A 22,517-nucleotide genomic window follows, 5' to 3' on the forward strand; every position below is an offset into this window, starting at 1 on the left:
CATCTGCGCTGAACATCAACGGCTTTCTGCGCCACCCCGAAAGAAAGGGCTTGCAAAATGTGCTGCGATTAGACGACCACCCTGCCCGCGGGCGACTATGTCGCCATCGTCCGCCGGGGCGAGGCATCAAGCGAAACCCCTTTCTCCGTGCGCCCGGGCGAAAGGACCGAAGTCACCAACACGCCCTGATCCCCGGCACGGTTGCCGCTTGACGCGGCATCTGCCATCGCTTACCTGAACCCCAAGGCGGGTGTAGCTCAATGGCAGAGCAGCAGCTTCCCAAGCTGAATACGAGGGTTCGATTCCCTTCACCCGCTCCATCCCTTCCCTTCTTCCGCCGGGCTTGCTAGCAAGCGGCCAGCAGCAATGAAGGGATTTCAGCATGAGCAGCACCATCACCCGCATCGGCACCGGCGCCCGCATGTCCGAGGCCGTCTGCTATAACGGCATCGTCTGGCTGGCGGGCCAGGTCGGCAATCCGGGCGACAGCGTGGCCGATCAGACGCGCACCTGCCTGGCCGAGGTGGACCGGATCCTGGCGGAAGCCGGCACCGACAAGACGCGCATCCTGTCGGCGCAGATCTGGCTGGCCGATATCGGCACCTTCGCCGAGATGAACGCGGTCTGGGATGCCTGGGTCCCGCAGGGCCACACCCCCGCCCGCGCCACGGGCGAAGCGAAGCTGGCGACGCCCGACTATCTGGTCGAGGTGATCGTCACGGCGGCGCTGAAGTAAGCGTTTTCTGACGCAGAAAACGCACCGATTTCTGACGCAGAAATCGAAAGGGGCAAGGCGCATCGCGCCCTGCCCCTTTTTTCCCGCCGGCTGCCCAGCGTTTTCTGCGCCAGAAAACGCCGCGATTTCTGTGTCAGAAATCGCTAACCCCGGAACCAGGCCGCAAGCGCCGCCGTCGATCCATCCTTGCCATCCGTCCCCTGCCGCCCTTCCAGCACGGGCTGCAGCGCCAAGGCCAGTTCCTTGCCCAGCTCGACCCCCCACTGGTCATAGGAATTGATCCCGAGGATCACCCCTTCCACAAAGACCCGGTGTTCATAAAGCGCGATGATCTGGCCCAGGGCAAAGGGCGTCAGCCTTTCATAGGCCAGCGTGACGGAAGGGCGGTTGCCCGGGAACACCCGATGCCGCGCCTGACGTTCCAGTTCCGCCCCCGTCAGGCCCTTCCGCGCCATAATGGCGCGCGCCTCGTCCAGCGAGCGGCCGCGCAAGAGCGCCTCGGATTGGGCAAGGCAGTTCGACACCAGAAGGACATGCTGATGCGCAAGGTCCGCCTCATGCCCCCGCCGCGCGACGAGGAATTCGCAAGGGATCACCCGCGTGCCCTGATGAATCAGCTGGTAAAAGGCGTGCTGGCCATTGGTGCCCGGTTCACCCCAGACGACGGGGCCGGAATGGGTGGGCAGGTCCGCCCCGTCCATCGCCACGCGCTTGCCGTTGCTTTCCATCTCCAGCTGCTGAAGATAGGCGGGCAGGCGGCTCAGGCGCTGGTCATAGGGCAGCACGGCGCGGGTGGCATGGCCGCAGACCTGATTGTGCCAGACGCCCACCAGCGCCAGCAGGACGGGAAGGTTCGCGTCGAAGGGCGCGGTCTGGAAATGGTCGTCCATGGCGCGGCCGCCCGCAAGGAAGGCGCGAAAATCCTCGGGGCCCACGGCCAGCATCAGGGCAAGGCCAATCGGCCCCCACATGGAATAACGCCCCCCCACCCAATCCTCGAACCCGAAGACGCGGGAGGGGTCGATGCCGAAGGCGGCGGTCTTGTCGGCTGCCGTCGAGACGGCGGCGAATTGCGCGGCGGGGTTTGCCACCTTGCCCGCCATCCAGACCCGCGCCGTTTCGGCATTGGTCATCGTCTCGATCGTGGTGAAGGTCTTGGAGGCCACGATCACCAGCGTGGTTTCGGGGTTCAGCCCCCGCAGCGTATCGGCGATATGCGCGCCATCGACGTTGGAGACGTAATGGCAGCGCGGCCCGTCATGGAAAGGGGCCAGCGCCAGCGTCGCCATGGCAGGGCCAAGGTCAGACCCGCCGATCCCGATATTCACCACATCGGTGATCCGGCCCCCCTGACCCGTGAAGCGGCCTTCGCGGACGTCGCGGGCGAAGCGCTCCATCCGTTCCAGCGTATCGACGATGCCGGGGATGACGTTCTTGCCATCGACGATCACCGTGCCATCCAGATTGCGCAGCGCGGTATGCAGGACGGCGCGGCCTTCGGTATCGTTGATCTTCTCGCCCGTGAACATGGCGCGGCGCTTGCCCGCCACGCCTGCGGCTTCGGCAAGGTCCACCAGCAGGCGGCGGCCCGTCGCGTCGATATTGGTCTTGGACCAGTCGAGCCGCATGCCATCCGCCTCGGCCGTGAAGGCCGCCGCGCGGCCGGCATCGGCGAAAAGATCAAGGATGTGGCGGTCCTTGACCGCCTGATGATGCGCGGACAGCGCGTCCCACTTGGCTTTCATCACTTCACTCCGCCCAATGCACGGTTGCGTTGTCGAGGACGGCGCGCACGGGCGCCTCTTCGGGGGAAAGGGTCAGCGCGCGTTCCAGCGCGTCGCGCTTTTCCTGCCCGGTGATCAGGATATGGATGTTCATCGCGCCCTTCAGGACCGGCGCGGTCAGCGTGATGCGGGGCTCCCCCGCCGCCTCGGCCCGCATGGGCAGCAGGATCGGCGCATCGGCGGCCAGCGCATCCGTCAGACGGTCCGCGCCGGGAAAGAGGCTGGCGGTGTGCATGTCGGCCCCCATGCCCAGCAGCAGGACCGAGATCGGCAGATGCGGGCGCAGGCCTTCGGCCAGATCCTCCAGCCGCTCCTCTGGGTTGGCGGCCTCAGCGTAAAGCGGGATCAGCTGCGCCGCCGCCGCCTTGCCGCGCAGCAGCCGTTCACGCAGCAGGCGGGTGTTCGAGCGGGGGCTGTCTTCGCCCACCCAGCGTTCGTCATTCAGGAAGACGGCGACCTTGGACCAGTCGATATCCACGCCCGACAGCGTGTCGAAGATCGGCCCCGGCGTGGTGCCGCCGGGGACAGAGAGCGAGGCGCGCCCCTCCCGCCGCAGGAAATCGGCCAGTTGTCCGGCGATGACATTGGCCAGACCCAGCATCAGGAATTCGCGGTCGGGATAGGGTTCGAACTTCATCCCTTGATCTCCCGCCAGCGGCGGCCATCGCGGTGCATCAGCATCAGCGCATCTTCCGGGCCAGAGGAGCCGGGATCGTAGCCCTGCGGGCGATCCCCCCGCGCCTCCCACCCCGCGATGATCGGGTCGGCCCAGGCCCAGGCGGCCTCCACCTCGTCCCCGCGCATGAAGAGCGTCTGGTTGCCCCGGATCACATCCATGATCAGGCGCTCATAGGCATCGGGGATATCCTCGGCCTCGGCCCCCAGCGCATCGGCGAATGACATGTCCAGCGGCACCTGCATCAGGCGCATGCCGCCCGGCCCCGGTTCCTTGATCATCATCATCAGGTTCATCCCCTCATTCGGCTGCAACCGGATGACAAGGACGTTCTCGCGCCAGCCCTGCGCATCGTCAAAGATGGAATGCGGCGGTTCCTTGAAGGTGATGGCAATCTCGGAGGCCCGCGCCCGCAGCCGCTTGCCCGTGCGCAGATAGAAGGGCGTGTTCTTCCAGCGCCAGTTCGAGATATGGCATTTCAGCGCGATATAGCTTTCCGTGCGCGAGGCCGGGTCTTCGGAATGTTCGACATAGCCGCCCTGCCCGCCCCCCGGCAGATACTGCCCGCGCACGATATCTTCGGGTTTCACCGGGTCCAGCGCGCGGATGACCTTCAGCTTTTCATCCCGCACGGCATCGGGATCAAAGTGATAGGGCGGCTCCATCGCGATGAGGCAGAGGAGTTGCATCAGGTGGTTCTGCACCATGTCCCGCATCGCGCCCGACTTGTCGTAATAGGCGCCGCGCCCCTCTACCCCCACGGTTTCGGCCACCGTGATCTGGACATGGTCGATATATTCGGCCTTCCAGAGCGGTTCGAACAGGATATTGGCAAAGCGGACGGCCATCAGGTTCTGGACGGTTTCCTTGCCCAGATAATGATCGATCCGGTAGATCTGATGTTCGTCGAAATGTTCCGCCAGCACGGCGTTCAACGCCTTCGCGCTGGCCAGATCGCGGCCAAAGGGCTTTTCCACCACGATCCGGCTCCAGGCATCGGCGATGCCATGGGCGTGCAGGCGTTCGGCCAGATCACCGAACAGCGCGGGCGCAACGGAAAAGTAGAAGGCGCGCACCACATTTTCGCGCATGCGGGATTTCAGCGCATCCCAGCCGCCGGTTCCCTTGGCGTCGATCGAGACATAGCCCACCCGTTCGAGGAAGGCCTTGATCGCAGCCTTGTCCTGTCGTTCGGCGGGAACGAATTCGGCAATGGCCTCGGCCACCATCTTCTGGAAGCCCGCATCGTCAAGCTCGCCCCGCGCGGCGCCGATGATGCGGCTGTCGGCGGGCATCTGGCCGGCAACGAAACGGCGGTAAAGGCCGGGAAGGATCTTGCGGCGGGCAAGATCGCCCGTTCCCCCGAAAATCACCAGATCAAAGGGATCGACCGGGATGACGCGCGAAACCATGACTGTCCCTCGTTTTTCTGTGCGGCGCGCGGGGCGCCTGTTAGCGCTAACGCGCCCGCTTGTAGCGCCGCAGGCCGCGCGAGTCTAGCACCGAGGCGCGGTGGGGCAAATGCAGGCTGGGGTCTTGCGCGGAAATTGGGCGGGTGAGGGCTGCGAAACCCCGTCCCGGGCCTCAGCCGCCGCCAAGGGCAGGCCGGGATTCGGGGCGCGCGCGCGCGCGCGGGGTTCCCCGGTCAGCCTTCCTCCAGCGCCTCCCAGCGGACGCGCATGAGCCCCGGCTCTGCCGCAAGGCGCTGCACGGCCAGTTCCAGCATCTCATCCGTGACCCCCTCGCCCGAGACGGTGGCGGAAAGATCCACCCCCTCGCCGCCTTCGGCCACGCGACCGGCCACTTCCGACAGATGCAGCCCGCCAATCGTCAGCGTGCGCAGGATCATGGCGCGCAGATCGGCCTCCTGGTCGGGTCGGCAGGTCACCTGCACCCGGAACGAGCGCGAGATGGGCACCCCCGCCTTTGTCTTGCGCTTTAGCCATTTGACCAGCGGGCGCAGGCCCAGATTGACGAAGACCACCATCCCCGTCAGCAGCAGCGCATAGGGCCATGCGCCCGCCCCCGCCATCATGCCCACCGCCGCCGAACACCACAGCGTCGCCGCCGTGTTCAGGCCATGGACGTTGAATCCGTCGCGGAAGATGATGCCCGCGCCCAGAAAACCGATCCCCGACACGATCTGCGCCGCCACGCGGGTGGGGCTTACCTCATCCGGGAACAGGCCCGAGAACACGACAAAGGCCGCCGCCCCCAGCGCCACCAGCGCATTGGTCCGCAACCCCGCCATGCGTTGGCGCACCTGGCGTTCGGATCCGATCACCGCGCCGCAGGTCATGGCCACGCCAAGGTTCACCGCGGCCATCTGCAGATCATGGGGGAAAAGGGTGGTCAGCATCGGGGCCTCCGAAGGGAATGGCCCAGATCATCCCCGCCGGGGGGAAATGTAAATGTTTTGTAACGACATTATGACAGGAAAACCCGTCACCCCCGGCCCGACCCTGCGTCAGGCATCCAGTTCCGCATCCCAATACAAGTAATCCATCCAGCTTTCATGCAGGTGGTTGGGCGGAAACTTGCGGCCATGGGCCTGCATTTCCTCGGGCGAGGGCGGGCGCGGCACCCGGCGCAGATGCAGGCCCGACTGGCGCAGCGTCTTTGATCCCTTGCGCAGGTTGCAGGGCGAACAGGCGGCGACGACGTTTTCCCATGAGGTGACCCCGCCGCGCGACCGGGGCAGGACGTGATCGAAGGTCAGGTCGCCCTTGGCCCCGCAATACTGGCACGAGAATTCGTCCCGCAGGAAAAGATTGAAGCGCGTGAAGGCCACGCGCTTCTGGGGTTTGACGAATTCCTTCAGCACGACGACGGAAGGGATGCGGAATTCCTGCCTCTGGCTGCGGACGGTGTGATCGTATTCCGCCACGATCTGCACCCGGTCGAGGAAGGCCGCCTTGATCGCCTCTTGCCAGGGCCAGAGGCTGAGGGGGTAGTAACTGAGGGGCCGGTAATCGGCATTCAGCACCAAAGCGGGATAATGCTTCAGCGCCGCCGGATCCCTTACGAACTGTGTCCTGAAATCGCCGTCCATTCTTTGCGAGACTCCGCCTTCATCCTGCGGCCAACCGGCCCAGGGCGGGGAGCCCCGCCCCGACATCCGCACTATATCTGGCGTTTCGTCCCTGACAAGCCCAAGAGGCTGTGGTGTCAGGTCACATACGCCCGATATGCGGGATACAGGGGGAAGGTGACGGCGGCGTGACGGTGCTGCCTGTTTGATGGGCAGATGCGGCGCGACCCCGTCCCGGGCCTGCCCCGGGACCTCTGATCGGGCCGGGGCCGCCGGGAGGCCCCGGGTCATGCCCGGGGCGGGTATTCCCGTGAAAAAGGGGCGGTCCCTTGCAGGACCGCCCCCCCGTGATGTTCAGGTCCGCCCCCGATCACTGCGCGGCGGCGACCGCGCGCTTGGTCAGCACCTTCACAAGGTTCGCGCGATAGGCGGGCGTGCCGTGCAGGTCGCCGATCATGTCGTCGGCGGATACGGTCAGCCCCTCCACCGCCGAAGCGGCGAAGTTCGACGACAGGGCCTTTTCGGCCTCTGCCCAGCGGAAGACGCCATTGTTGCTGGCCCCCGTCACCGCCACCCGCACACCATCCTTGAACTTCGCCACGAAGACCCCGGTCAGGGCAAAGCGGCTGGCGGGCTGGTTGAACTTCACATAGGCGGCCTTTTCCGGGACCGGGAAGGTGACGCCCGTGACGATCTCGCCTTCTTCCAGCGCGGTGCTGAACATGCCCTGGAAATAGTCATCCGCCGCGATCCTGCGGCGGTTCGTCACCACCGTCGCGCCGGACCCCAGCACCCCCGCCGGATAGCAGGCGGCCGGGTCGTTGTTGGCAATGGAGCCGCCGATGGTGCCACGGTTGCGCACCGCCGGGTCGCCGATCCCCCCCGCCAGCGCGGCCAGCGCGGGGTAATGGGCGGCGGCCTCTTTCGCCACCGTCGCATGCGTCGTCGCGGCCCCGACGGAAAGGCCGTCGTCGCCCATGCAGACGCCCTTCATCTCGGCAATCCCGGTCAGGGAGACGAGAAGCGAAGGCGCGGCAAGGCGCTGCTTCATCGTGGGCGTCAGGGTCTGCCCGCCCGACAGGGCCTGCGCCCCCTCGGCCGACAGGGCCTTGACCGCATCGGCGATGGTGGCGGGTTTCACGAAATCGAAATTATGCATGGCTCTGCCCCCCTCAGCCGTTGATCGCCGACCACACCCGTGCCGGAGACACGGGCATGTCGATATGCTTCACATGCGTATGACCGCCGCGATGAAGCGCGTCGATCACCGCATTGACCACCGCAGGCGGCGATCCGATGGCGCCTGCCTCGCCGCAGCCCTTCACCCCCAAGGGGTTGTGGGTGCAGGGCGTGACGCAGGAATGATCCACCGTGTAGAACGGCACGTCATCCGCGCGCGGCATGGCGTAATCCATGTAGGACGCCGTCAGAAGCTGGCCGTTCTCGTCATAGGACGTGTTTTCCAAGAGCGCCTGCCCGATCCCCTGCCCCACGCCGCCATGGACCTGCCCTTCCACGATCATCGGGTTCATCACATGGCCGAAATCATCGGCGCAGGTGAAGGAGGCGATGTCGACCTTGCCGGTTTCCGGGTCCACCTCGACCTCGCAGAGATAGGCCCCGGCGGGATAGGTGAAGTTGGCGGGGTCGTAGAAGGCCGTCTCCTCCAGCCCCGGTTCCAGCGTCTCCAGCGGGTAGTTGTGCGGGACATAGGCGCTGAAGGCAATCTCGCCGAAGGTCTTGGCCTTGTCGGTGCCTGCGACAGAGAACTTGCCGTCCTCGAAGGTGATATCGCCTTCCGCCGCTTCCAGCATATGGGCCGCGATCTTCTTGCCCTTGGCAATGATCTTGTCCACCGCCTTGGTCATCGCCGCACCGCAGACAGCGAGGCTGCGCGAGCCATAGCTGCCCATGCCGAAGGGGATCTTCGACGTGTCGCCATGCACGATCTCGACCGAGCTTTCCGGGATGCCCAGCTTTTCCGCCACGATCTGGGCGAAGACCGTCTCATGCCCCTGCCCGTGGCTATGCGCCCCGGTCATCACGCTGATATTGCCGGTGGCGTTCACCCGCACCGTCGCCGCGTCGTAAAGCCCGACGCGGGAGCCGAGGACGCCCACAAGGTTCGACGGTGCGATCCCGCAGGCCTCGATCCAGGTCGAAAGCCCCATCCCGCGCAGCTTGCCCTTGGCCTTGGAGGCCGCGGCGCGCTTGTCGAAGTTCTTCACGTCGGCAAGCTCGATCAGCTTGTCCAGCGTCGCCTGATAGTTGCCGGTGTCATACACAAGGCCGACCGGCGTGGTATAGGGGAACTGGTCCGGCTGGATCAGGTTCTTGCGGCGCACCTCGAACGGGTCGAGGTTCAGCTCGCGGCACATCTTGTCGACGATGCGTTCGATGGAGAAGGTCGCCTCGGGCCGACCCGCGCCGCGATAGGCGTCGACGGGGGCGGTGTTGGTGAAGACCGTCTTCACGTTCACATAGACATGCGGCACCTTGTAGGGACCGGCCATCAGCGTGCCATGCAGGAAGGTCGGCGTCGCGGTCGAGAAGTTGGACAGATAGGCGCCAACATTCGCCAGCGTTTCCGTGCGGATCGCAAGGATTTCGCCATCCTTGGTCGAGGCCATCTCGATCTTCGTCACATGGTCGCGGCCATGGGCATCCGTCAGGAAGCTTTCCGTCCGTTCCGCCGTCCAGCGCACCGGGCGGCCCAGCTTGCGGGATGCCGCCAGAACCAGCGCCTCTTCGCCATAGTGATAGATCTTCGACCCAAAGCCGCCGCCCACATCGGGGGCCACGACCGTCAACTTGTTTTCCGGGATGCCAAGGACGAAGGCCGCCACCAGAAGCCGCGTCAGGTGCGGGTTCTGGCTGGTCGTCGTCAGTTTGTAATCGCCCGTGCCGGGATTGTATTCGCCTATCGAGGAACGCGGTTCCATCGCGTTCGGCACCAGACGGTTGTTCACCAGTTCCAGCGTGGTGACATGCGGCGCGGATTTGAAGGCCGCGTCCACGGCGGCGCGGTTGTCCTCGATCCAGCCCCAGTCGAAGCAGAGGTTGTCGGGGATTTCGTCATGCACGCGGTTGGAGGAATCCGCGACCGCCTTCTTCATGTCGACGATTGCGGGCAGTTCCTCGATGTCGCTGTCATCGGCAAGCTGCTGGGCCGCATCCTTGGCCTGATTGTAGGTTTCGGCCACCACCGCGGCATAGGCGTCGCCCACATGGCGCACCTTGCCATGCGCCAGCACGGGGCGCTTGGGTTCGCGCATCGGCGTGCCGTCGCGGCTGTTGATCAGCCAGCCGGCCGGGTTGCCGCCCACATCCTTGAAATCCTCGCCGGTGAAGATGGCCAGCACCCCCGGCATCTTCGATGCGGCGCTGGTGTCGATGGACTTGATCCGCCCATGCGCCACGTTCGACCGCACGAAGACCGCATAGGTCTGGCCGTGCAGCGCCATGTCATCGGTATAGACCCCGCGCCCCGACAGGAAGCGCACATCCTCGCGCCGCTTGCTGCTGGCGCCGATCCCGTGATCCTTCGGCATCCTTATCCCTCCCTGAAATCGCGCTTATTCGGCAGCCAGCGCCGCTGCATCCTGCCCGGATGCGGCCAGCACGGCCTTGACGATGTTGTGGTAGCCCGTGCAGCGGCAGATATTGCCTTCCAGATAATGCCGGATCTCGGCCTCGGTGGGCTTCGGGTTTTCGGCCAGCAGCGCGGCCGAAGACATCACCATCCCCGGCGTGCAGAAGCCGCATTGCAGCCCGTGATGATCCTGGAACGCCTGCTGGACCACCGACAGCGATCCGTCGGGATTGTTCATCCCCTCGATCGTCTTGACTTGCGCGCCATCCGCATCGGCGGCGAACATGGTGCAGGATTTCACGGCCTTGCCATCCACATGCACCACGCAGGCGCCGCATTGGCTGGTGTCGCAGCCGACATGGGTGCCGGTCAGCCCCAGCCCTTCGCGCAGGAAGGCGGACAGCAGCGTCCGCCCCTCCACCTCGGCCGAGACGGCCTTGCCGTTCACGGTCATCGTGACCTTTGTCATGCTTATCCTCCCTTGGATATCCCTGGGTAATTCTCGTGGCGCGGTTCAGCCGATCAGCTTCTTGAACCAGCCCTTCTTCTTTTCGCCCTCTCCCGCCGCCTCGGGGTCGGCCTCGGCCTCTTCCTCCTGCGGGCCTTCGACGGCCGCCTGGAAGCGGGTAAAGAATTCATCCGCCATCTTCTTGGCGAAACCGTCGATGATGCGGCTGCCAAGCTGGGCGATCTTGCCGCCCACGCTGGCATCCACCTCGTAGGTCAGCTTCGTGCCGCCCTCGATCGGTTCCAGCACCACTGCCGCGCCGCCCTTGGCAAAGCCCGCAGGGCCGCCCTTCCCCTCGCCCGAGATCTTCAGGCTCTGGCCCTCGACGATGTCGGAAAAGGTCACGGCCCCCTTGAAGGTGGCCTTCACCGGGCCGACCTTCTGGGTCACCACGGCCTCGAACCCCTCGGCCACGCTGCCCGACATGCTTTCGCAGCCCGGCACGCATTCCTTCAGAACCTCGGGGTTCAGGATGGCCGCCCAGACGGTGGCCGGGTCGGCCTTGATCTCTCGAAAATCGCTCAGCTGCATGTCTTACCCCTCGCCTGACAAGAGATTAGGCGCAAGCGGCCCGCCCCCGATATGGAACATTGGTCGTAGAGACGGGGGGCGTAGAGACGGGGGGCGTAGAGACGGGATCACGCCGAAACCGGCAGCCCCGCGATGAAGGATTCGAGCGCGCGCGCATCAAGCGGCTTGATCATCAGATCCACCCCCGCTTCGGCGCAGGCGGCGCGCAGTTCGGGGCGGCGGTCGGCGGTGACGATGCGCGCAGGCACCGCGCCATGCCGCGCGGCCATCTCGGCCAGAAAGCGCAGGCCATCCATCCCCTCGCCCAGATTGTGATCCACGATAAAGCAGTCGGGCAGGATGCCCAGTTCCTCGATCAGGTCGAGCGCCTCTTCCCCCGAGGCGGCATCCAGCACGCTGACCCCCCATTTCTCCAGCAAAAGGCCCATGGCGCGGCGCAGGTCGCCGTCATTTTCCACCAGAAAGACGATGCGGTTCTGCATGGGGCGGCGCGGGCTGGGCGAAGGGCGCGGTCCGTCGGGCGGGGCGGTGGTCTCGGTCATCGGGACCTGCACCATGAAGCAGGTGCCATGCCCGATCTGCGATGTCAGCCCCAGGGGATGCCCCAAAAGCGCGCAGGCCCGCTCCACGATGGCCAGCCCCAGCCCCATCCCCTCGCTGGCCGAGGCGCGGGCGTTCAGGCGGTGGAATTCCTTGAAGATGTTGTCCTGTTCCTCTTCCGGGATGCCCGGTCCGGTATCGCGCACCTCGATCCGCACCATCCCGCCGCGCCGCCGCACGCCCACCAGCACGCGCCCGGCATCGGTATAGCGGATCGCATTGCCGATCAGGTTCTGCAGGATGCGGCGCAGATAGGCCGGGTCCGACATCACCGAAAGCCGCGATGGAACCACCCGCAGCCGCAGACCCCTTGCCGCGGCGATGGGGCCGAATTCATCATTCAGCCGCGCAAGCAGCAGATCCAGCCGCACCGGCCCCACCGAGACCGCCGCGCGCCCGCTTTCCAGCTTGGAAATGTCCAGCAGCGCACCAAGGATGCCCTCGACGGACAAGAGCGCATTCTGCGCCTTGTCCAGCGCCGTCCGCGCGCCAGGGGCCAGTTCCTCATCCCCGATGGAGGAAATGAACAGCTTGGCCGCGCTGAGCGGTTGCAGAAGGTCATGGCTCGCCGCCGCGACAAAGCGCGACCGGCTGGCATTGGCGCGTTCGGCATGGCCCAGCGCATCTTCCAGTTCCAGCGTGCGCTCCATCACGCGCGCCTCCAGCGTTTCATTGGCGCGGGAAAGCGCCTCGATCGCGGCGCGTTCGGCGGTGACATCGGTGAAGGACATCACGAAGCCCCCATCGGGCATGGCCTGGGCAAAGACATCCATGATCATGTCGGGGCCGCGCCGCAATTCAAAGCGCAGCGCCCCCCGCGCGCCCCCGCCTTCCACCCAGTCGCCCAGCCGCGCCTCTGTCATCCCTTCGCCAAAGGCCAGATCGGGGCGGTATCGGTCCAGGATGGCATCGAAGCTGACCCCCATCCTGAACCGCGCCATGGGAATGGTCAGCAACTGGCCCAGCCGCTGGTTCCAGCCCACCAGCCGCGCCTCGGCATCGAAGATGCAGACGCCCTGGGAGATGTGGTCCAGCGTGGCGCGGATGACGCGGGCCTGATCGTCCAGCATCTTGCCGCGTTCGGATCGCTCCAGCCGGATGATTTCCGTCACATCCGTCTGCAGGATCACCGTGCCGCCATCGGCGGTGCGGTGTTCGCTGACCTGCACCCAGCGATCCCAGACCATGCGGACGTTGAAGATCACATGCCGGTCCTGGTGCCGCCGCCGCCGCGCCACGGCCCACTCCTCGGGGCTTTCGCCGGCGGGCAGTTCCAGAAAGCGCGACCGGCTGACCCGGTCCACGTAATCGCCGAAGGTCAGCCCCGGCTTCAGGTGATCGCGCAGGTCCAGCATGTGCATCCCGAAGCGGGAATTGCACATCACCAGCACGTCATCCGCATCGAACAGCGCAAATCCCTCCTGGATCGTCTCGATCGCATTGGCAAGGTTCTGGCGCGCGGCCTCGGTTGCGCGATTGGCCTCGGCCAGGCGGGCATTGCTGTCGTTCAGCAGATCAAGCGCGCGTTCCAGATCGCGCGTGCGCTCGCGCACCTGATCCTCCAGCATCGCCGCGCGCTGGAACTGGGCATAGGCGGCACCGCTGTCATCGGTGATCTGCTCCACCCGCCGCATCAGGACCTGCGCGATGGTCAGCAGTTTCTGCGTCTGCCGTTCGGGCGGATCGGCGGGGTTGATCAGCGTGTCGATCATCCCGCCCCCCCGGCCCGCGGGGCGCGGGGCGCATAGATCGCCACGCCCGTCATCGTCTGGTTCACATGCATGGCGTTCAACTGTTCGCCATAGGTGGAAAAGCCCACCACCCGATTGGCGCAGAGAATGGCCGAGATGGCACCGCTCTTCTGCTTTTCCTGCGCCTCCATCCGGCGCAGGATGCAATCGCAGGCAAGGATCGCCTCGGGCTGCCCCCCGGCCGACAGCGCCGCCATCTCGCCTTCCAGATGGGCCACCATGTCCTGCGGATCGGCCAGCGTCAGCACCACCCCCTCGTCTATGGCCGAGAAGAAGACCAGATCCCCCCCCTCGCCCACCTGCCGGATCGCGCGGACATGATGCTTGCCCCCGATCCGCACCGCCACCGGATGGGCGGCAAAGGTAAAGGCCGTCAGCTGCCCGGGATCCTTGCCCAGGATGCGCGCATATTCCCGCGCGGCGGGTTCGGCATTGATCTGGCGCACGATGCGGCGGGCGGGGTCGGCCTCGGTCACCACCATGCGCGCCTCTGTCGGCATCAGGTGATCGAGGCTGAACACCTTCACCCGGCAATCGGTGCGGATCAGCGCCAGCACGGCGGCATTCTGCAGGGCCAGCCCCTCATGCAGCACATAGGTCGCGCGAAAGCGCGTCCCGTCGCCCGCCGATCCGCCGAACAGCGGCACCGGCCCAAGCCCCGAGGCCAGCGCCGCGGCCAGTTCATCCTCACGCACCGAAAGCCCGTCGACCATCAGGAAGGCGAATTCGCCCTCCCAATCCGGCCGCGCCCGCGCCAATCCCTGCCGCGACCGGATCAACTGCCCGATCAGAGCCTCGCGTTCCAGCACGGAAAGATCCGGCACCAGCAGCACATCGGCGGCGAAATGCGCCGCGGGCAGGGCCACGGCCACGATCTCGCCTTCCGTATAGCCCGCGGCGGAAATCTCGCCCGCGGTGGAACAGCCGATGACGGGCGCCCCGCCAAAGCGGCCCGGCAGGCGCAGCGCCAGCGCATCGAGATCGGCATCGGGCGAGACGAAAAGGATCACCAGCGCGAAGGGGCCGTCTCCCAGCGCCTCTTCGAGGCGGCGCAGGGGATGGGGGGCGTCCACGGGCACAGAGGCGCGGGCCACCAGCGCCAGCCCCGCCCCATCGGGCAACGGAAACCCTTCCCTCGGCTGGTTCATCGCGCCCTCCCAAACGCGTCGGATCGCGGCAAGGCTAGCCCCCGGCACCCGCTGCGGCAAGGGCGGCGATTGCCCGCCGGGACCACCCGTCCCGGGCCTGACCCGGGACCTCCCCCCTCAGCCCGCCCCGCACATCGCCCCGGAGGCCCCGGGTCAGGCCCGGGGCGGGGTTCGCCACGGCTTCAGCCATTCTCCGGCATCAGCCGGTCAAAGTTCGCCTCCTGCGCGATCAGCACGGCCTGGGTGCGGCTTTGAACGCCCAGCTTGCGCATGATCGCGGTGACATGTGCCTTCACCGTCGTCTCGGCAATCGTCAACTCATAGGCGATCTGCTTGTTCAGCATCCCCTCGCAGATCAGTTGCAGGATCTTGGCCTGTTGCCGCGTCAGAAGCGACAGCCGCGCAATCGCCTCTTCCCGCTGGCTGGCGGGCGCGTTCGGATCGGCCTGCGGCACAAAGCCTTCGGGCACGAAGCCCTCGCCCGCGCGGACGGCATCGAAGGCCGCCTTGAACACCTCGCGCCGCGAATGTTTCGGCACGAAGCCCACCGCCCCTGCCCGCAGCGCCGCCCCGATCACCCGGTTGTCGGCCAGCGAGGACACCACCACCACCGGCACCTCGCCCGCCGTGGCACGCAGGCGGATCAGCCCGTCCAGCCCGTTCACATCGGGCAGGTTCAGATCCAGCACCACCACATCCGGCAAGGGCGAGATATCCAGCCGCGCAATCGCCGTTTCCAGCCGGTCCGCCGTCTCGATCACCTCGATCCCGGCCACGGCGCGCAGCGTCATCGACAGGGCGTCGCAGAACAGCGGATGATCATCCACGATCAGCGCCGAGGCCAGCCTGCGTTCCGATCCATCCATCCCAGCCCCCAGCCCGGCCCCATCGCCATCCTGCCCGGCAGGCTAGCAGCCCCGCCCCGCCCCGCCAACCACGCCAAAGGTCGGACCCGGGGGCCGCCCTTGCCGCGCGGAATTCCGCGCCCTGCGGCGCGTGCCGCCTTTCCAGCCCGGCCGGGGCAGGCTATCACCCCCCGGTCCTTCACGCAGTTCCGGGGGTTTCCCATGCATCTGTCCCGCCGCGCCCTGATCGCCCTGACCCTGCCCGCGCTTGCCGCGGCCTGCGGCGCCCCGCCCGAGCCCGAGGCCACGCGCAGCCATGGCGGCGGCCCGGAAGAGATCAACCGCCTGATCGCGCGCTATGCCCGGGTCTATGACATCCCCGAACGGCTGATCCATGAAACCGTCCGCCGCGAAAGCGGCTACAACCCCGCCGCCCGCAACGGGCCCTATTACGGGCTGATGCAGATCCATCCGCAAACCGCGCAGACCATGGGCTATCGCGGCGATCCGTCCGGCCTGCTGGATGCCGAGACGAACCTGATCTATGCGGGGAAATACCTGCGCGGGGCCTGGCTCGTGTCGCGCGGCAATTATGACGCCGCGCATATGTGGTATCGCCGCGGCTACTATTACGAGGCAAAGCGGATGGGCCTGCTGGAGGAAACCGGCCTGCGCGGCTGATCCCCCCAAGCCCCTGCCCCCAGACCGCTTTCCCCTCAGGTCACCACATCGGGGGCGGTCCGCCCGGTGAATTCCGCCACCCGCGCGATGCCCATCGCCGCCCGGATCACCGGGGCCAGCGCCTGTTGCGGATCGAGGTCCAATCCCCCCGGCCCCGCCGCATAGCGTTCCAGATACATCCGCAGCGTCGCGCCCTCGGTCCCCGTCCCCGACAGGCGCAGCACAAAGCGCGATCCGTCCGCGAACATCACCCGCACCCCCTGTTTCGTGCTGACCGATCCATCCACCGGATCGGTATAGGCAAAGTCATCCGCCCCCGCGATGGCCATGCCTTCCACCACCTGCCCCTTCAGCCCCGGCAGCGCGGCGCGCAGCGCGCCCATCATCGCATCGGCCTTGTCGGTGGCGATCGCCTCGAAATCATGGCGGCTGTAATAGTTGCGCCCGAACTTCGCCCAATGCTCGGCCAGGATCTCTGCCACCGTCTGCTTCCGCACCGCAAGGATGTTCAGCCACAGCAGAACGGCCCAGAGCCCGTCCTTTTCCCGCACATGGTCCGACCCGGTGCCGAAGGATTCCTCACCGCAGATCGTGGCGCGTCCGGCATCCAGCAGGTTGCCGAAGAACTTCCACCCCGTCGGCGTCTCGTAACTTGCGATCCCCAGCGCCTCGGCCACCCGATCCGCCGCCGCACTTGTGGGCATCGACCGCGCCACCCCCTTCAATCCCCGCGCATAGCCCGGCGCCAGATGGGCGTTCGCCGCCAGCACGGCAAGGCTGTCGGAGGGAGAAACATAAATGCCCCGCCCCACCACCATGTTCCGATCCCCATCCCCGTCGCTCGCCGCGCCGAAATCGGGCGCATCGGCCCCGAACATCTCATCCATCAGGGCCTTGGCCCAAGTCGGGTTCGGGTCCGGGTGCATCCCCCCGAAATCCGGCAGCGGCACGGCGTTGACGCAGGTCCCCCTGGCCGCGCCCAGACGGTTTTCCAGTATCTCCACCGCATAAGGCCCGGTCACCGCGCACATGCTGTCCATCCGCATGCGAAAGCCGCCCGCGAACATCGCGCGGATCGCGCCAAAGTCGAACAGCCCCTCCATCAGCGCCGCGTAATCGGCCACGGGATCGACCACATCCACCACCATCCCCGCCAGCGACGTGCGCCCGACGCGGCTCAAGTCGACATCCTGCGCCTCGACCACCTTGTATTCCGTGATCTCGGTCGTGCGCTTGAACATCGCCTCCGTCACCGCTTCCGGCGCGGGGCCGCCATTGGGCATGTTGAATTTGACGCCGAAATCCTCATCCGGGCCGCCGGGGTTGTGGCTGGCCGACATGATGATCCCGCCATCCGTCCTGTTCAGCCGGATCAGGTGGCTGGCTGCAGGCGTCGACAGGATCGCCCCCTGCCCCACGATGACGCGCGCCGCCCCATTCGCCGCCGCCATCCGCAGGATCACCTGCGCCGCGCGGTCGTTGAAATAGCGCCCATCCCCGCCAAGGACGAAGGTCTTTCCCTGCGCGCCCACCACGTCAAAGATGCTCTGGACGAAGTTCTCCAGATAGTGATGCCCCATGAAGACCGGGGTCTTCTTGCGCAGGCCCGAGGTTCCGGGCTTCTGCCCCGCGATGGGTTGGGTGGCGACGGTGCGGATGGTCATGGTTTTCCTCCCGGGAAAGCGCCGGCCCGCGGATCGACGGACCGGAAGACAAGAACGGATTGCGCCGGCGCGCGGGTGCCCGGCCCGCCCGGTTCGGCCAGCATCTCCGGACGCGTGGTATCAAGGATCAACTCCCAGCCCGGGGCCGTATCCGGCAACCGCAGCACGCATTCCGCGCCCGTGTTGAACACCGCGTAAATTGCGCAATGGCCCGGATCGCCCCCTTCGGCGGCCATGCGCAATTCCACCCCCAGGCAGCGAAAGCCCGGATCGTGCCAATCCTGTGCCGAAGGGCTCTGCCCGTCGGCGCGCCGCCATGCCACATCGGGCAACCCGTCCGAGGGGCGCGGGCGCGCATGCAGGAACCGCCGCTGCCGCAGCACCGGATGCGCCCGGCGCAGCGCGATCAGCCGCGCCACGAAATCCGCAAGCCCCGCATCCCCCGCCGCCCAGTCGATCCATGTCGTCTCGTTGTCCTGGGCATAGGCGTTGTTGTTGCCGCCCTGGCTATGCCCGACCTCATCCCCCGCCAGCAGCATCGGCACCCCCTGCGCCAGCATCAGCGTGGCCAGGAGGTTGCGCTTGCGCAAGCCCCGCGCGGCGCGGATCGCGGGGTCGTCGGTCGGCCCCTCCACCCCCAGATTGTCGGAATGGTTCTCGTGGTGGCCGTCGCGGTTTTCCTCGCCATTGGCCCAGTTCCGCTTCAGCGTGAAGGACACCACATCCTCCAGCGTGAAGCCGTCATGCGCGGTCACGAAATTGACCGAGGATGTCGCCCCCCGCCCGTGATGATCGAACCGCTCGGCGCTGCCCAGCAGCCGCTTGGCCAGATCGGGCGCCATGCCCGGATCGCCCTTCCACCAGCGCCGCGCCCCATCGCGAAAACGGTCGTTCCATTCCAGGAAAGGATGCGGATAGGCCCCCAGCTGATAGCCGCCCGGCCCGATATCCCAAGGCTCGGCGATCAGCTTGACCCGGCTCAGCACCGGATCCTGACGGATCGCATCGAAGAAGCCGCCATTGGGGTCGAACCCATGCGCCTCGCGCCCCAGCACGGTGGCCAGGTCAAAGCGGAAGCCGTCCACATGGCAGACCTCCACCCAATAGCGCAGGCTGTCCATCACCATCCGCAGCACCATCGGATGCGTCAGGTTCAGCGTATTGCCCGTGCCGGTATCATTCACGTAATGCCGCCCGCCATGCAGCAGGCGGTAATAGCTGGCATTGTCAAAGCCCCGAAAGGACAGCGTGGGGCCGAACTCATCCCCCTCTCCGGAATGGTTGTAGACCACGTCGAGGATCACCTCGATCCCCGCCGCATGGAACCTGCGCACCATGGACTGGAATTCCCAGACCTGCCCCTTGGCCAGATAGCGCGGCTCTGGCGCGAAAAAGCCGATGGTCTGATAGCCCCAATAGTTGCGCAAGCCCTTGGCGATCAGGAAGCGTTCATCGGCAAAGGCCTGCACGGGCAGAAGTTCGATGCTGGTGATCCCCAGCCGCTGCAGATGGTCGATCACGGCATCCGAGGCCAGGCCGAGGAAGCTTCCCCGCAGCCCCTTTTCCACGCCGGGATGCAGCATGGTCATGCCGCGCACATGCGCCTCATAGATCACCGCAGCCTCGGGCGGCACGCGGGGCGCAGCATCGTCGCCCCAGGCGAAAGACGTATCCACCACCACCGATTTCGGCACGGCAAAGGCGCTGTCGCGGGTGTCATAGGACATGTCGCCGCGCGGGCTGCCCACCTTGTAGCCCATCAGCGCATCCGACCATTTCAACCGCCCCTCCAGCGCGCGGGCATAGGGGTCGATCAACAGCTTGTGGGGGTTGAAGCGATGGCCCTGCTCCGGCGCATAGGGGCCATGCACGCGAAAGCCATACAGCGTGCCGGGCATCAGCCCGCCGACATGGCCATGCCAGATGTCGCCGTCCCGTTCCGGCAGGGCGATCCGCGCCATCTCCTTGCGCCCGTCGGGCGAGAAAAGGCACAGCTCCACCTTCTCCGCATGGGCGGAAAAGACGGCGAAATTCACCCCCTCGCCGTCAAAGCAGGCCCCCATGGGCCAGGGCCGCCCGGCCGAAACGGCATGGCCCGCCGAACGCGCAGCGCCGGACTCCCGCGACACTGTCACCGCGCCAACCCGTCATAAAGCGCGGCATAGGCGGCGGCACTGGTTTCCCAGCCCACCGGATGGGCCATGGCGTTCCTTTGCACCTGCGCCCACAGCTTCGGATCGGCATGCAACGCCACCAACTGGCGCAGGGCCTGCCCGAAGGCCACGGCATCGGTCGGATGGAACTGCAGCCCCGTCGCCACCCCCGCGGCCAAAGCGGCCGGTGAGGCATGGATCACCGTATCGGCAAGGCCGCCCACGGCGGCCACCACCGGAATGGTGCCATAGCGCAGCCCATACATCTGCGTCAGCCCGCAGGGTTCAAAGCGCGACGGCACCAGCACCGCATCCGCCCCCGCAAACAGCCGATGCGACAGCGCCTCGTCATAGCCGATCCTGACCGCGACCCGCCCCGGAAAGCGCTGTTCCAGCCCGCGCATCGCCGCCTCCAGCGCGGGATCGCCCGATCCCAGCACGACCAGCGCCCCACCCGCGGCCACGAATTCCGGCACGACCTGCGGCAGCAGGTCGATCCCCTTCTGATCCGTCAGGCGGGACACGACGATGGCCAGCGGCCCCGCGGGCTCCGCCAGCCCGAATTCGGCGCAAAGCGCCGCGCGGTTCGCGGCCTTGCCCTTCATGGCGCGGGCCGAATAGGGCAAGGGTTCGGCCTCAGGCGACCAGATCCCGGTATCCACCCCGTTCAGGATGCCCGACACGACCCCCGCCCGCGCCGTGATCACCCCCTGCAGGCCCATCCCGAATTCCGGCCGCATCAACTCGGCCGCATAGGTGGGCGAGACGGTGGTGATCCGGTCCGCCGTCACCAACCCGGCCTTCAGGCTGGACAGGCCCCCGTAATATTCCAACTGCCCCGGATGGAACGCCTCGCGCGGCAGGCGCAGCGCGCCCAGCATCCCGGCAACGGCCCAGCCCTGAAAGGCGATGTTGTGAACCGTGATCACCGATCCCACGCCCGAAGGCCCGCCATAGGCCAGATAGGCGGGGGCGAAACCCGCCTGCCAGTCATGCGCATGCAGGATATCGGGCTTCCAGCCCCCCACCCCTTCGCGCGCCAGCCTCGCCGCGACCCAGGACAGCGCGGCAAAGCGCTGGGGGTTGTCGGGCCAGTCGCCGCCCGCGCTGTTATAGGGGCCACCCTCGCGATCATAAAGATGCGGCGCGTCCAGCAGCAGCAGGTCCACCCCCTCCACCTCGCCCGCGAAGACAACGCCCTCGCCGCCCCACAGCCCCGGCTCGCGCCAGACCTCGCGCATCGCGCCCAGATGGCCGCGCAGGCGCCGATAGGCGGGCAGCAGCACGCGCATTTCCCAGCCAAGGGGGCGCAGCGCGGCAGGCAGCGCACCCACCACATCGGCAAGGCCCCCGGTCTTGATCAGGGGAACGCATTCCGATGCCACCGAAAGCACCCGCCCCTTGACCTGCATGATCCGCCCTTCCCGTTGCCATCTGTCCCCGGGGGGGGTCCGGGGGGACGATGCGTCCCCCCGGGGCCACCACCCCGCGCCGCCCTCAGGACAGCTTCCGCGCCCGCGCGTCAAGCATCTCCTGCGTGATCAGGACGATCCCGCCTTCACTGCGGCGGAACCATTTCGCATCCTCCTCCGGGTCCTGCCCCACGACAAGCCCCTCGGGGATCACCACGCCGCTGTCGATCACGCAATTCGTCAGCTCCGCCTTGCGGTTCACCACCACCCGCGGCAGGGCCACGACATATTCCAGATTGGAATAGCTATGCGTCCGCACCCCGGTGAACAGCAGCGAATTCCTGACCTCGGACCCCGACACGATGCAATCCCCCGAAATCAGCGAGGAAATCGCCATCCCCCGCCGCCCATCCTCGTCATGGATGAACTTGGCGGGCGGCACGATCTCGGAATAGGTCCAGATCGGCCAGGAGTTGTCATAGATATCCAGTTTCGGCACGAAATCCGTCAGGTCGATATTGGCCTGCCAGAAGGCGTCAATCGTTCCCACATCGCGCCAATAGGGTTCATCCTCCAGCCCCGACTTCACGCAAGAGTCCGCAAACTTGTGCGCCATCGCCTTGCCGTTCTTCACGATGTCGGGGATCAGGTCATTGCCGAAATCATGCGACGAATTCGGATCCGCCATGTCGCGGATCAGAAGGTCGCGCAGGAAGGCCCAGTCAAAGACATAGATGCCCATCGAGGCCAGCGCATGGTCCGGGTCGCCCGGGATCCCCGGCGGGTCCTTGGGTTTCTCAAGGAAGGAGGTGATCCGCATCTCCTTGTCCACCGCCATCACGCCAAAGGCCGTGGCCTCCATCCGCGGCACCGTCAGGCAGCCGATGGTCACATCGGCGCCGGTGGAGACATGCTGTTGCAGCATGATCTCGTAATCCATCTTGTAGATATGGTCGCCCGCCAGCACGACGACGTATTTGATCCCGTAGCTGTCCACGATGTCGATGTTCTGCGCCACCGCATCCGCCGTGCCCAGATACCACTTCGTCTCATCCACCCGCTGGCTTGCGGGCAGGATATCCAGATATTCGTTCCGTTCCGCGCGGAAGAAGTTCCATCCCCGCTGGCAATGCCGGATCAGGCTATGCGCCTTGTATTGCGTGGCGATCGCCATCTTCCGGATGCCGGAATTCAGCGCGTTCGACAGCGCAAAGTCGATGATCCGCGTCTTGCCGCCGAAATAGACGGCCGGTTTCGCGCGGCGGTCGGTCAATTCCTTCAGGCGGCTGCCGCGCCCCCCGGCAAGGACGAAGGCCATCGCCTGCGAAGACAGGCGCGCATTCGGTCTCGGTGTCATCATGGCCTTCCCCTCCCTGATGCGGCTTTGCCGCTTGTCTCGTTCTTC

The 22,517-nt window shown here is 66.4% G+C and carries 18 protein-coding genes and 1 tRNA gene; 3 read left to right on the top strand and 16 right to left on the bottom strand.

Annotated elements, in window-relative coordinates; genetic code table 11:
• The first annotated feature begins 246 nt into the window (after positions 1 to 246).
• Both G5V65_RS13450 and G5V65_RS13455 read left to right on the top strand, forming a co-directional pair.
• Positions 247 to 320: transfer RNA gene (locus G5V65_RS13450), tRNA-Gly, on the top strand.
• Positions 321 to 382: 62 nt separating this feature from the next.
• A complete protein-coding gene (locus G5V65_RS13455) occupies positions 383 to 736 on the top strand; it encodes a RidA family protein (RefSeq protein ID WP_165050989.1) in 354 nt (117 codons plus the stop codon).
• 143 nt (positions 737 to 879) lie between these two features.
• On the opposite strand, the gene pgi is transcribed toward G5V65_RS13455, so the two are convergent.
• From pgi to G5V65_RS13515, 12 genes are all read right to left on the bottom strand, one after another.
• Positions 880 to 2,481 carry a glucose-6-phosphate isomerase gene (pgi, locus tag G5V65_RS13460; protein ID WP_165050991.1) on the bottom strand — a complete coding sequence of 534 codons (1,602 nt, stop codon included), beginning with the start codon at positions 2,479 to 2,481 and terminating at the stop codon, positions 880 to 882.
• A gap of 4 nt (positions 2,482 to 2,485) precedes the next feature.
• Positions 2,486 to 3,157 carry a 6-phosphogluconolactonase gene (gene pgl / locus G5V65_RS13465; RefSeq protein WP_165050993.1) on the bottom strand — a complete coding sequence of 224 codons (672 nt, stop codon included), beginning with the start codon at positions 3,155 to 3,157 and terminating at the stop codon, positions 2,486 to 2,488.
• Complete coding sequence (gene zwf / locus G5V65_RS13470) at positions 3,154 to 4,608, bottom strand: glucose-6-phosphate dehydrogenase (RefSeq protein WP_165050995.1); 1,455 nt, start codon at positions 4,606 to 4,608, stop codon at positions 3,154 to 3,156. Before zwf ends, pgl begins: the two co-directional genes overlap by 4 nt.
• Before the next feature lie 233 nt (positions 4,609 to 4,841).
• Positions 4,842 to 5,555, bottom strand: coding sequence for an MgtC/SapB family protein (locus G5V65_RS13475; protein ID WP_241250570.1), 714 nt, complete (start codon positions 5,553 to 5,555; stop codon positions 4,842 to 4,844).
• Positions 5,556 to 5,663: 108 nt separating this feature from the next.
• Positions 5,664 to 6,248, bottom strand: a complete 585-nt coding sequence (locus G5V65_RS13480; RefSeq protein WP_165050997.1) for an HNH endonuclease — start codon at positions 6,246 to 6,248, stop codon at positions 5,664 to 5,666.
• 349 nt (positions 6,249 to 6,597) lie between these two features.
• Entirely contained in the window at positions 6,598 to 7,386 is a 789-nt protein-coding gene (locus G5V65_RS13485) for an FAD binding domain-containing protein (protein WP_165050999.1), read from the bottom strand.
• Between the two features lie 13 nt (positions 7,387 to 7,399).
• The gene (locus G5V65_RS13490) at positions 7,400 to 9,778 is read right to left on the bottom strand and encodes a xanthine dehydrogenase family protein molybdopterin-binding subunit (RefSeq protein WP_165051001.1); all 2,379 of its coding nucleotides are present in this window, start codon (positions 9,776 to 9,778) and stop codon (positions 7,400 to 7,402) included.
• A gap of 24 nt (positions 9,779 to 9,802) precedes the next feature.
• Entirely contained in the window at positions 9,803 to 10,288 is a 486-nt protein-coding gene (locus G5V65_RS13495) for a (2Fe-2S)-binding protein (protein WP_165051003.1), read from the bottom strand.
• A gap of 45 nt (positions 10,289 to 10,333) precedes the next feature.
• Positions 10,334 to 10,858, bottom strand: coding sequence for a CoxG family protein (locus G5V65_RS13500; protein WP_165051005.1), 525 nt, complete (start codon positions 10,856 to 10,858; stop codon positions 10,334 to 10,336).
• Between the two features lie 107 nt (positions 10,859 to 10,965).
• The gene (locus G5V65_RS13505; RefSeq protein ID WP_165051007.1) at positions 10,966 to 13,170 is read right to left on the bottom strand and encodes a hybrid sensor histidine kinase/response regulator; all 2,205 of its coding nucleotides are present in this window, start codon (positions 13,168 to 13,170) and stop codon (positions 10,966 to 10,968) included.
• Positions 13,167 to 14,357 (bottom strand): FIST N-terminal domain-containing protein, encoded by a 1,191-nt coding sequence (locus tag G5V65_RS13510; protein WP_165051009.1) that lies wholly within the window; start codon positions 14,355 to 14,357, stop codon positions 13,167 to 13,169. Before G5V65_RS13510 ends, G5V65_RS13505 begins: the two co-directional genes overlap by 4 nt.
• Before the next feature lie 182 nt (positions 14,358 to 14,539).
• Entirely contained in the window at positions 14,540 to 15,223 is a 684-nt protein-coding gene (locus G5V65_RS13515; RefSeq protein WP_165051011.1) for a response regulator, read from the bottom strand.
• Positions 15,224 to 15,424: 201 nt separating this feature from the next.
• Here G5V65_RS13515 and G5V65_RS13520 point away from each other — a divergent pair, with 201 nt between their 5' ends.
• Complete coding sequence (locus G5V65_RS13520) at positions 15,425 to 15,883, top strand: lytic transglycosylase domain-containing protein (RefSeq protein ID WP_165051013.1); 459 nt, start codon at positions 15,425 to 15,427, stop codon at positions 15,881 to 15,883.
• 35 nt (positions 15,884 to 15,918) lie between these two features.
• Here G5V65_RS13520 and G5V65_RS13525 read toward each other — a convergent pair whose 3' ends face one another.
• The 4 genes from G5V65_RS13525 to glgC form a co-directional block, all read right to left on the bottom strand.
• A complete protein-coding gene (locus tag G5V65_RS13525) occupies positions 15,919 to 17,547 on the bottom strand; it encodes an alpha-D-glucose phosphate-specific phosphoglucomutase (protein ID WP_165051015.1) in 1,629 nt (542 codons plus the stop codon).
• The gene (gene glgX, locus G5V65_RS13530) at positions 17,544 to 19,676 is read right to left on the bottom strand and encodes a glycogen debranching protein GlgX (protein WP_394352245.1); all 2,133 of its coding nucleotides are present in this window, start codon (positions 19,674 to 19,676) and stop codon (positions 17,544 to 17,546) included. Before glgX ends, G5V65_RS13525 begins: the two co-directional genes overlap by 4 nt.
• 2 nt (positions 19,677 to 19,678) lie before the next feature.
• Positions 19,679 to 21,112: a glycogen synthase GlgA gene (glgA, locus tag G5V65_RS13535; RefSeq protein WP_165051017.1), complete on the bottom strand. Its 1,434-nt coding sequence runs from the start codon at positions 21,110 to 21,112 to the stop codon at positions 19,679 to 19,681.
• A gap of 85 nt (positions 21,113 to 21,197) precedes the next feature.
• A complete protein-coding gene (glgC, locus tag G5V65_RS13540) occupies positions 21,198 to 22,469 on the bottom strand; it encodes a glucose-1-phosphate adenylyltransferase (RefSeq protein ID WP_165051229.1) in 1,272 nt (423 codons plus the stop codon).
• Between the last annotated feature and the right edge of the window lie 48 nt (positions 22,470 to 22,517).

It is taken from the genome of Paragemmobacter kunshanensis, assembly GCF_011059185.1.
GTDB lineage: Bacteria > Pseudomonadota > Alphaproteobacteria > Rhodobacterales > Rhodobacteraceae > Paragemmobacter > Paragemmobacter kunshanensis.

Excerpts from the sequence above, each read along its gene's own strand:
- G5V65_RS13455 (WP_165050989.1), top strand. The coding sequence starts at position 383 with ATGAGCAGCACCATCACCCGCATCGGCACCGGCGCCCGCATGTCCGAG.
- pgi (WP_165050991.1), bottom strand. The coding sequence starts at position 2,481 with ATGAAAGCCAAGTGGGACGCGCTGTCCGCGCATCATCAGGCGGTCAAG.
- pgl (WP_165050993.1), bottom strand. The coding sequence starts at position 3,157 with ATGAAGTTCGAACCCTATCCCGACCGCGAATTCCTGATGCTGGGTCTG.
- zwf (WP_165050995.1), bottom strand. The coding sequence starts at position 4,608 with ATGGTTTCGCGCGTCATCCCGGTCGATCCCTTTGATCTGGTGATTTTC.
- G5V65_RS13475 (WP_241250570.1), bottom strand. The coding sequence starts at position 5,555 with ATGCTGACCACCCTTTTCCCCCATGATCTGCAGATGGCCGCGGTGAAC.
- G5V65_RS13480 (WP_165050997.1), bottom strand. The coding sequence starts at position 6,248 with ATGGACGGCGATTTCAGGACACAGTTCGTAAGGGATCCGGCGGCGCTG.
- G5V65_RS13485 (WP_165050999.1), bottom strand. The coding sequence starts at position 7,386 with ATGCATAATTTCGATTTCGTGAAACCCGCCACCATCGCCGATGCGGTC.
- G5V65_RS13490 (WP_165051001.1), bottom strand. The coding sequence starts at position 9,778 with ATGCCGAAGGATCACGGGATCGGCGCCAGCAGCAAGCGGCGCGAGGAT.
- G5V65_RS13495 (WP_165051003.1), bottom strand. The coding sequence starts at position 10,288 with ATGACAAAGGTCACGATGACCGTGAACGGCAAGGCCGTCTCGGCCGAG.
- G5V65_RS13500 (WP_165051005.1), bottom strand. The coding sequence starts at position 10,858 with ATGCAGCTGAGCGATTTTCGAGAGATCAAGGCCGACCCGGCCACCGTC.
- G5V65_RS13505 (WP_165051007.1), bottom strand. The coding sequence starts at position 13,170 with ATGATCGACACGCTGATCAACCCCGCCGATCCGCCCGAACGGCAGACG.
- G5V65_RS13510 (WP_165051009.1), bottom strand. The coding sequence starts at position 14,357 with ATGAACCAGCCGAGGGAAGGGTTTCCGTTGCCCGATGGGGCGGGGCTG.
- G5V65_RS13515 (WP_165051011.1), bottom strand. The coding sequence starts at position 15,223 with ATGGATGGATCGGAACGCAGGCTGGCCTCGGCGCTGATCGTGGATGAT.
- G5V65_RS13520 (WP_165051013.1), top strand. The coding sequence starts at position 15,425 with ATGCATCTGTCCCGCCGCGCCCTGATCGCCCTGACCCTGCCCGCGCTT.
- G5V65_RS13525 (WP_165051015.1), bottom strand. The coding sequence starts at position 17,547 with ATGACCATCCGCACCGTCGCCACCCAACCCATCGCGGGGCAGAAGCCC.
- glgA (WP_165051017.1), bottom strand. The coding sequence starts at position 21,112 with ATGCAGGTCAAGGGGCGGGTGCTTTCGGTGGCATCGGAATGCGTTCCC.
- glgC (WP_165051229.1), bottom strand. The coding sequence starts at position 22,469 with ATGACACCGAGACCGAATGCGCGCCTGTCTTCGCAGGCGATGGCCTTC.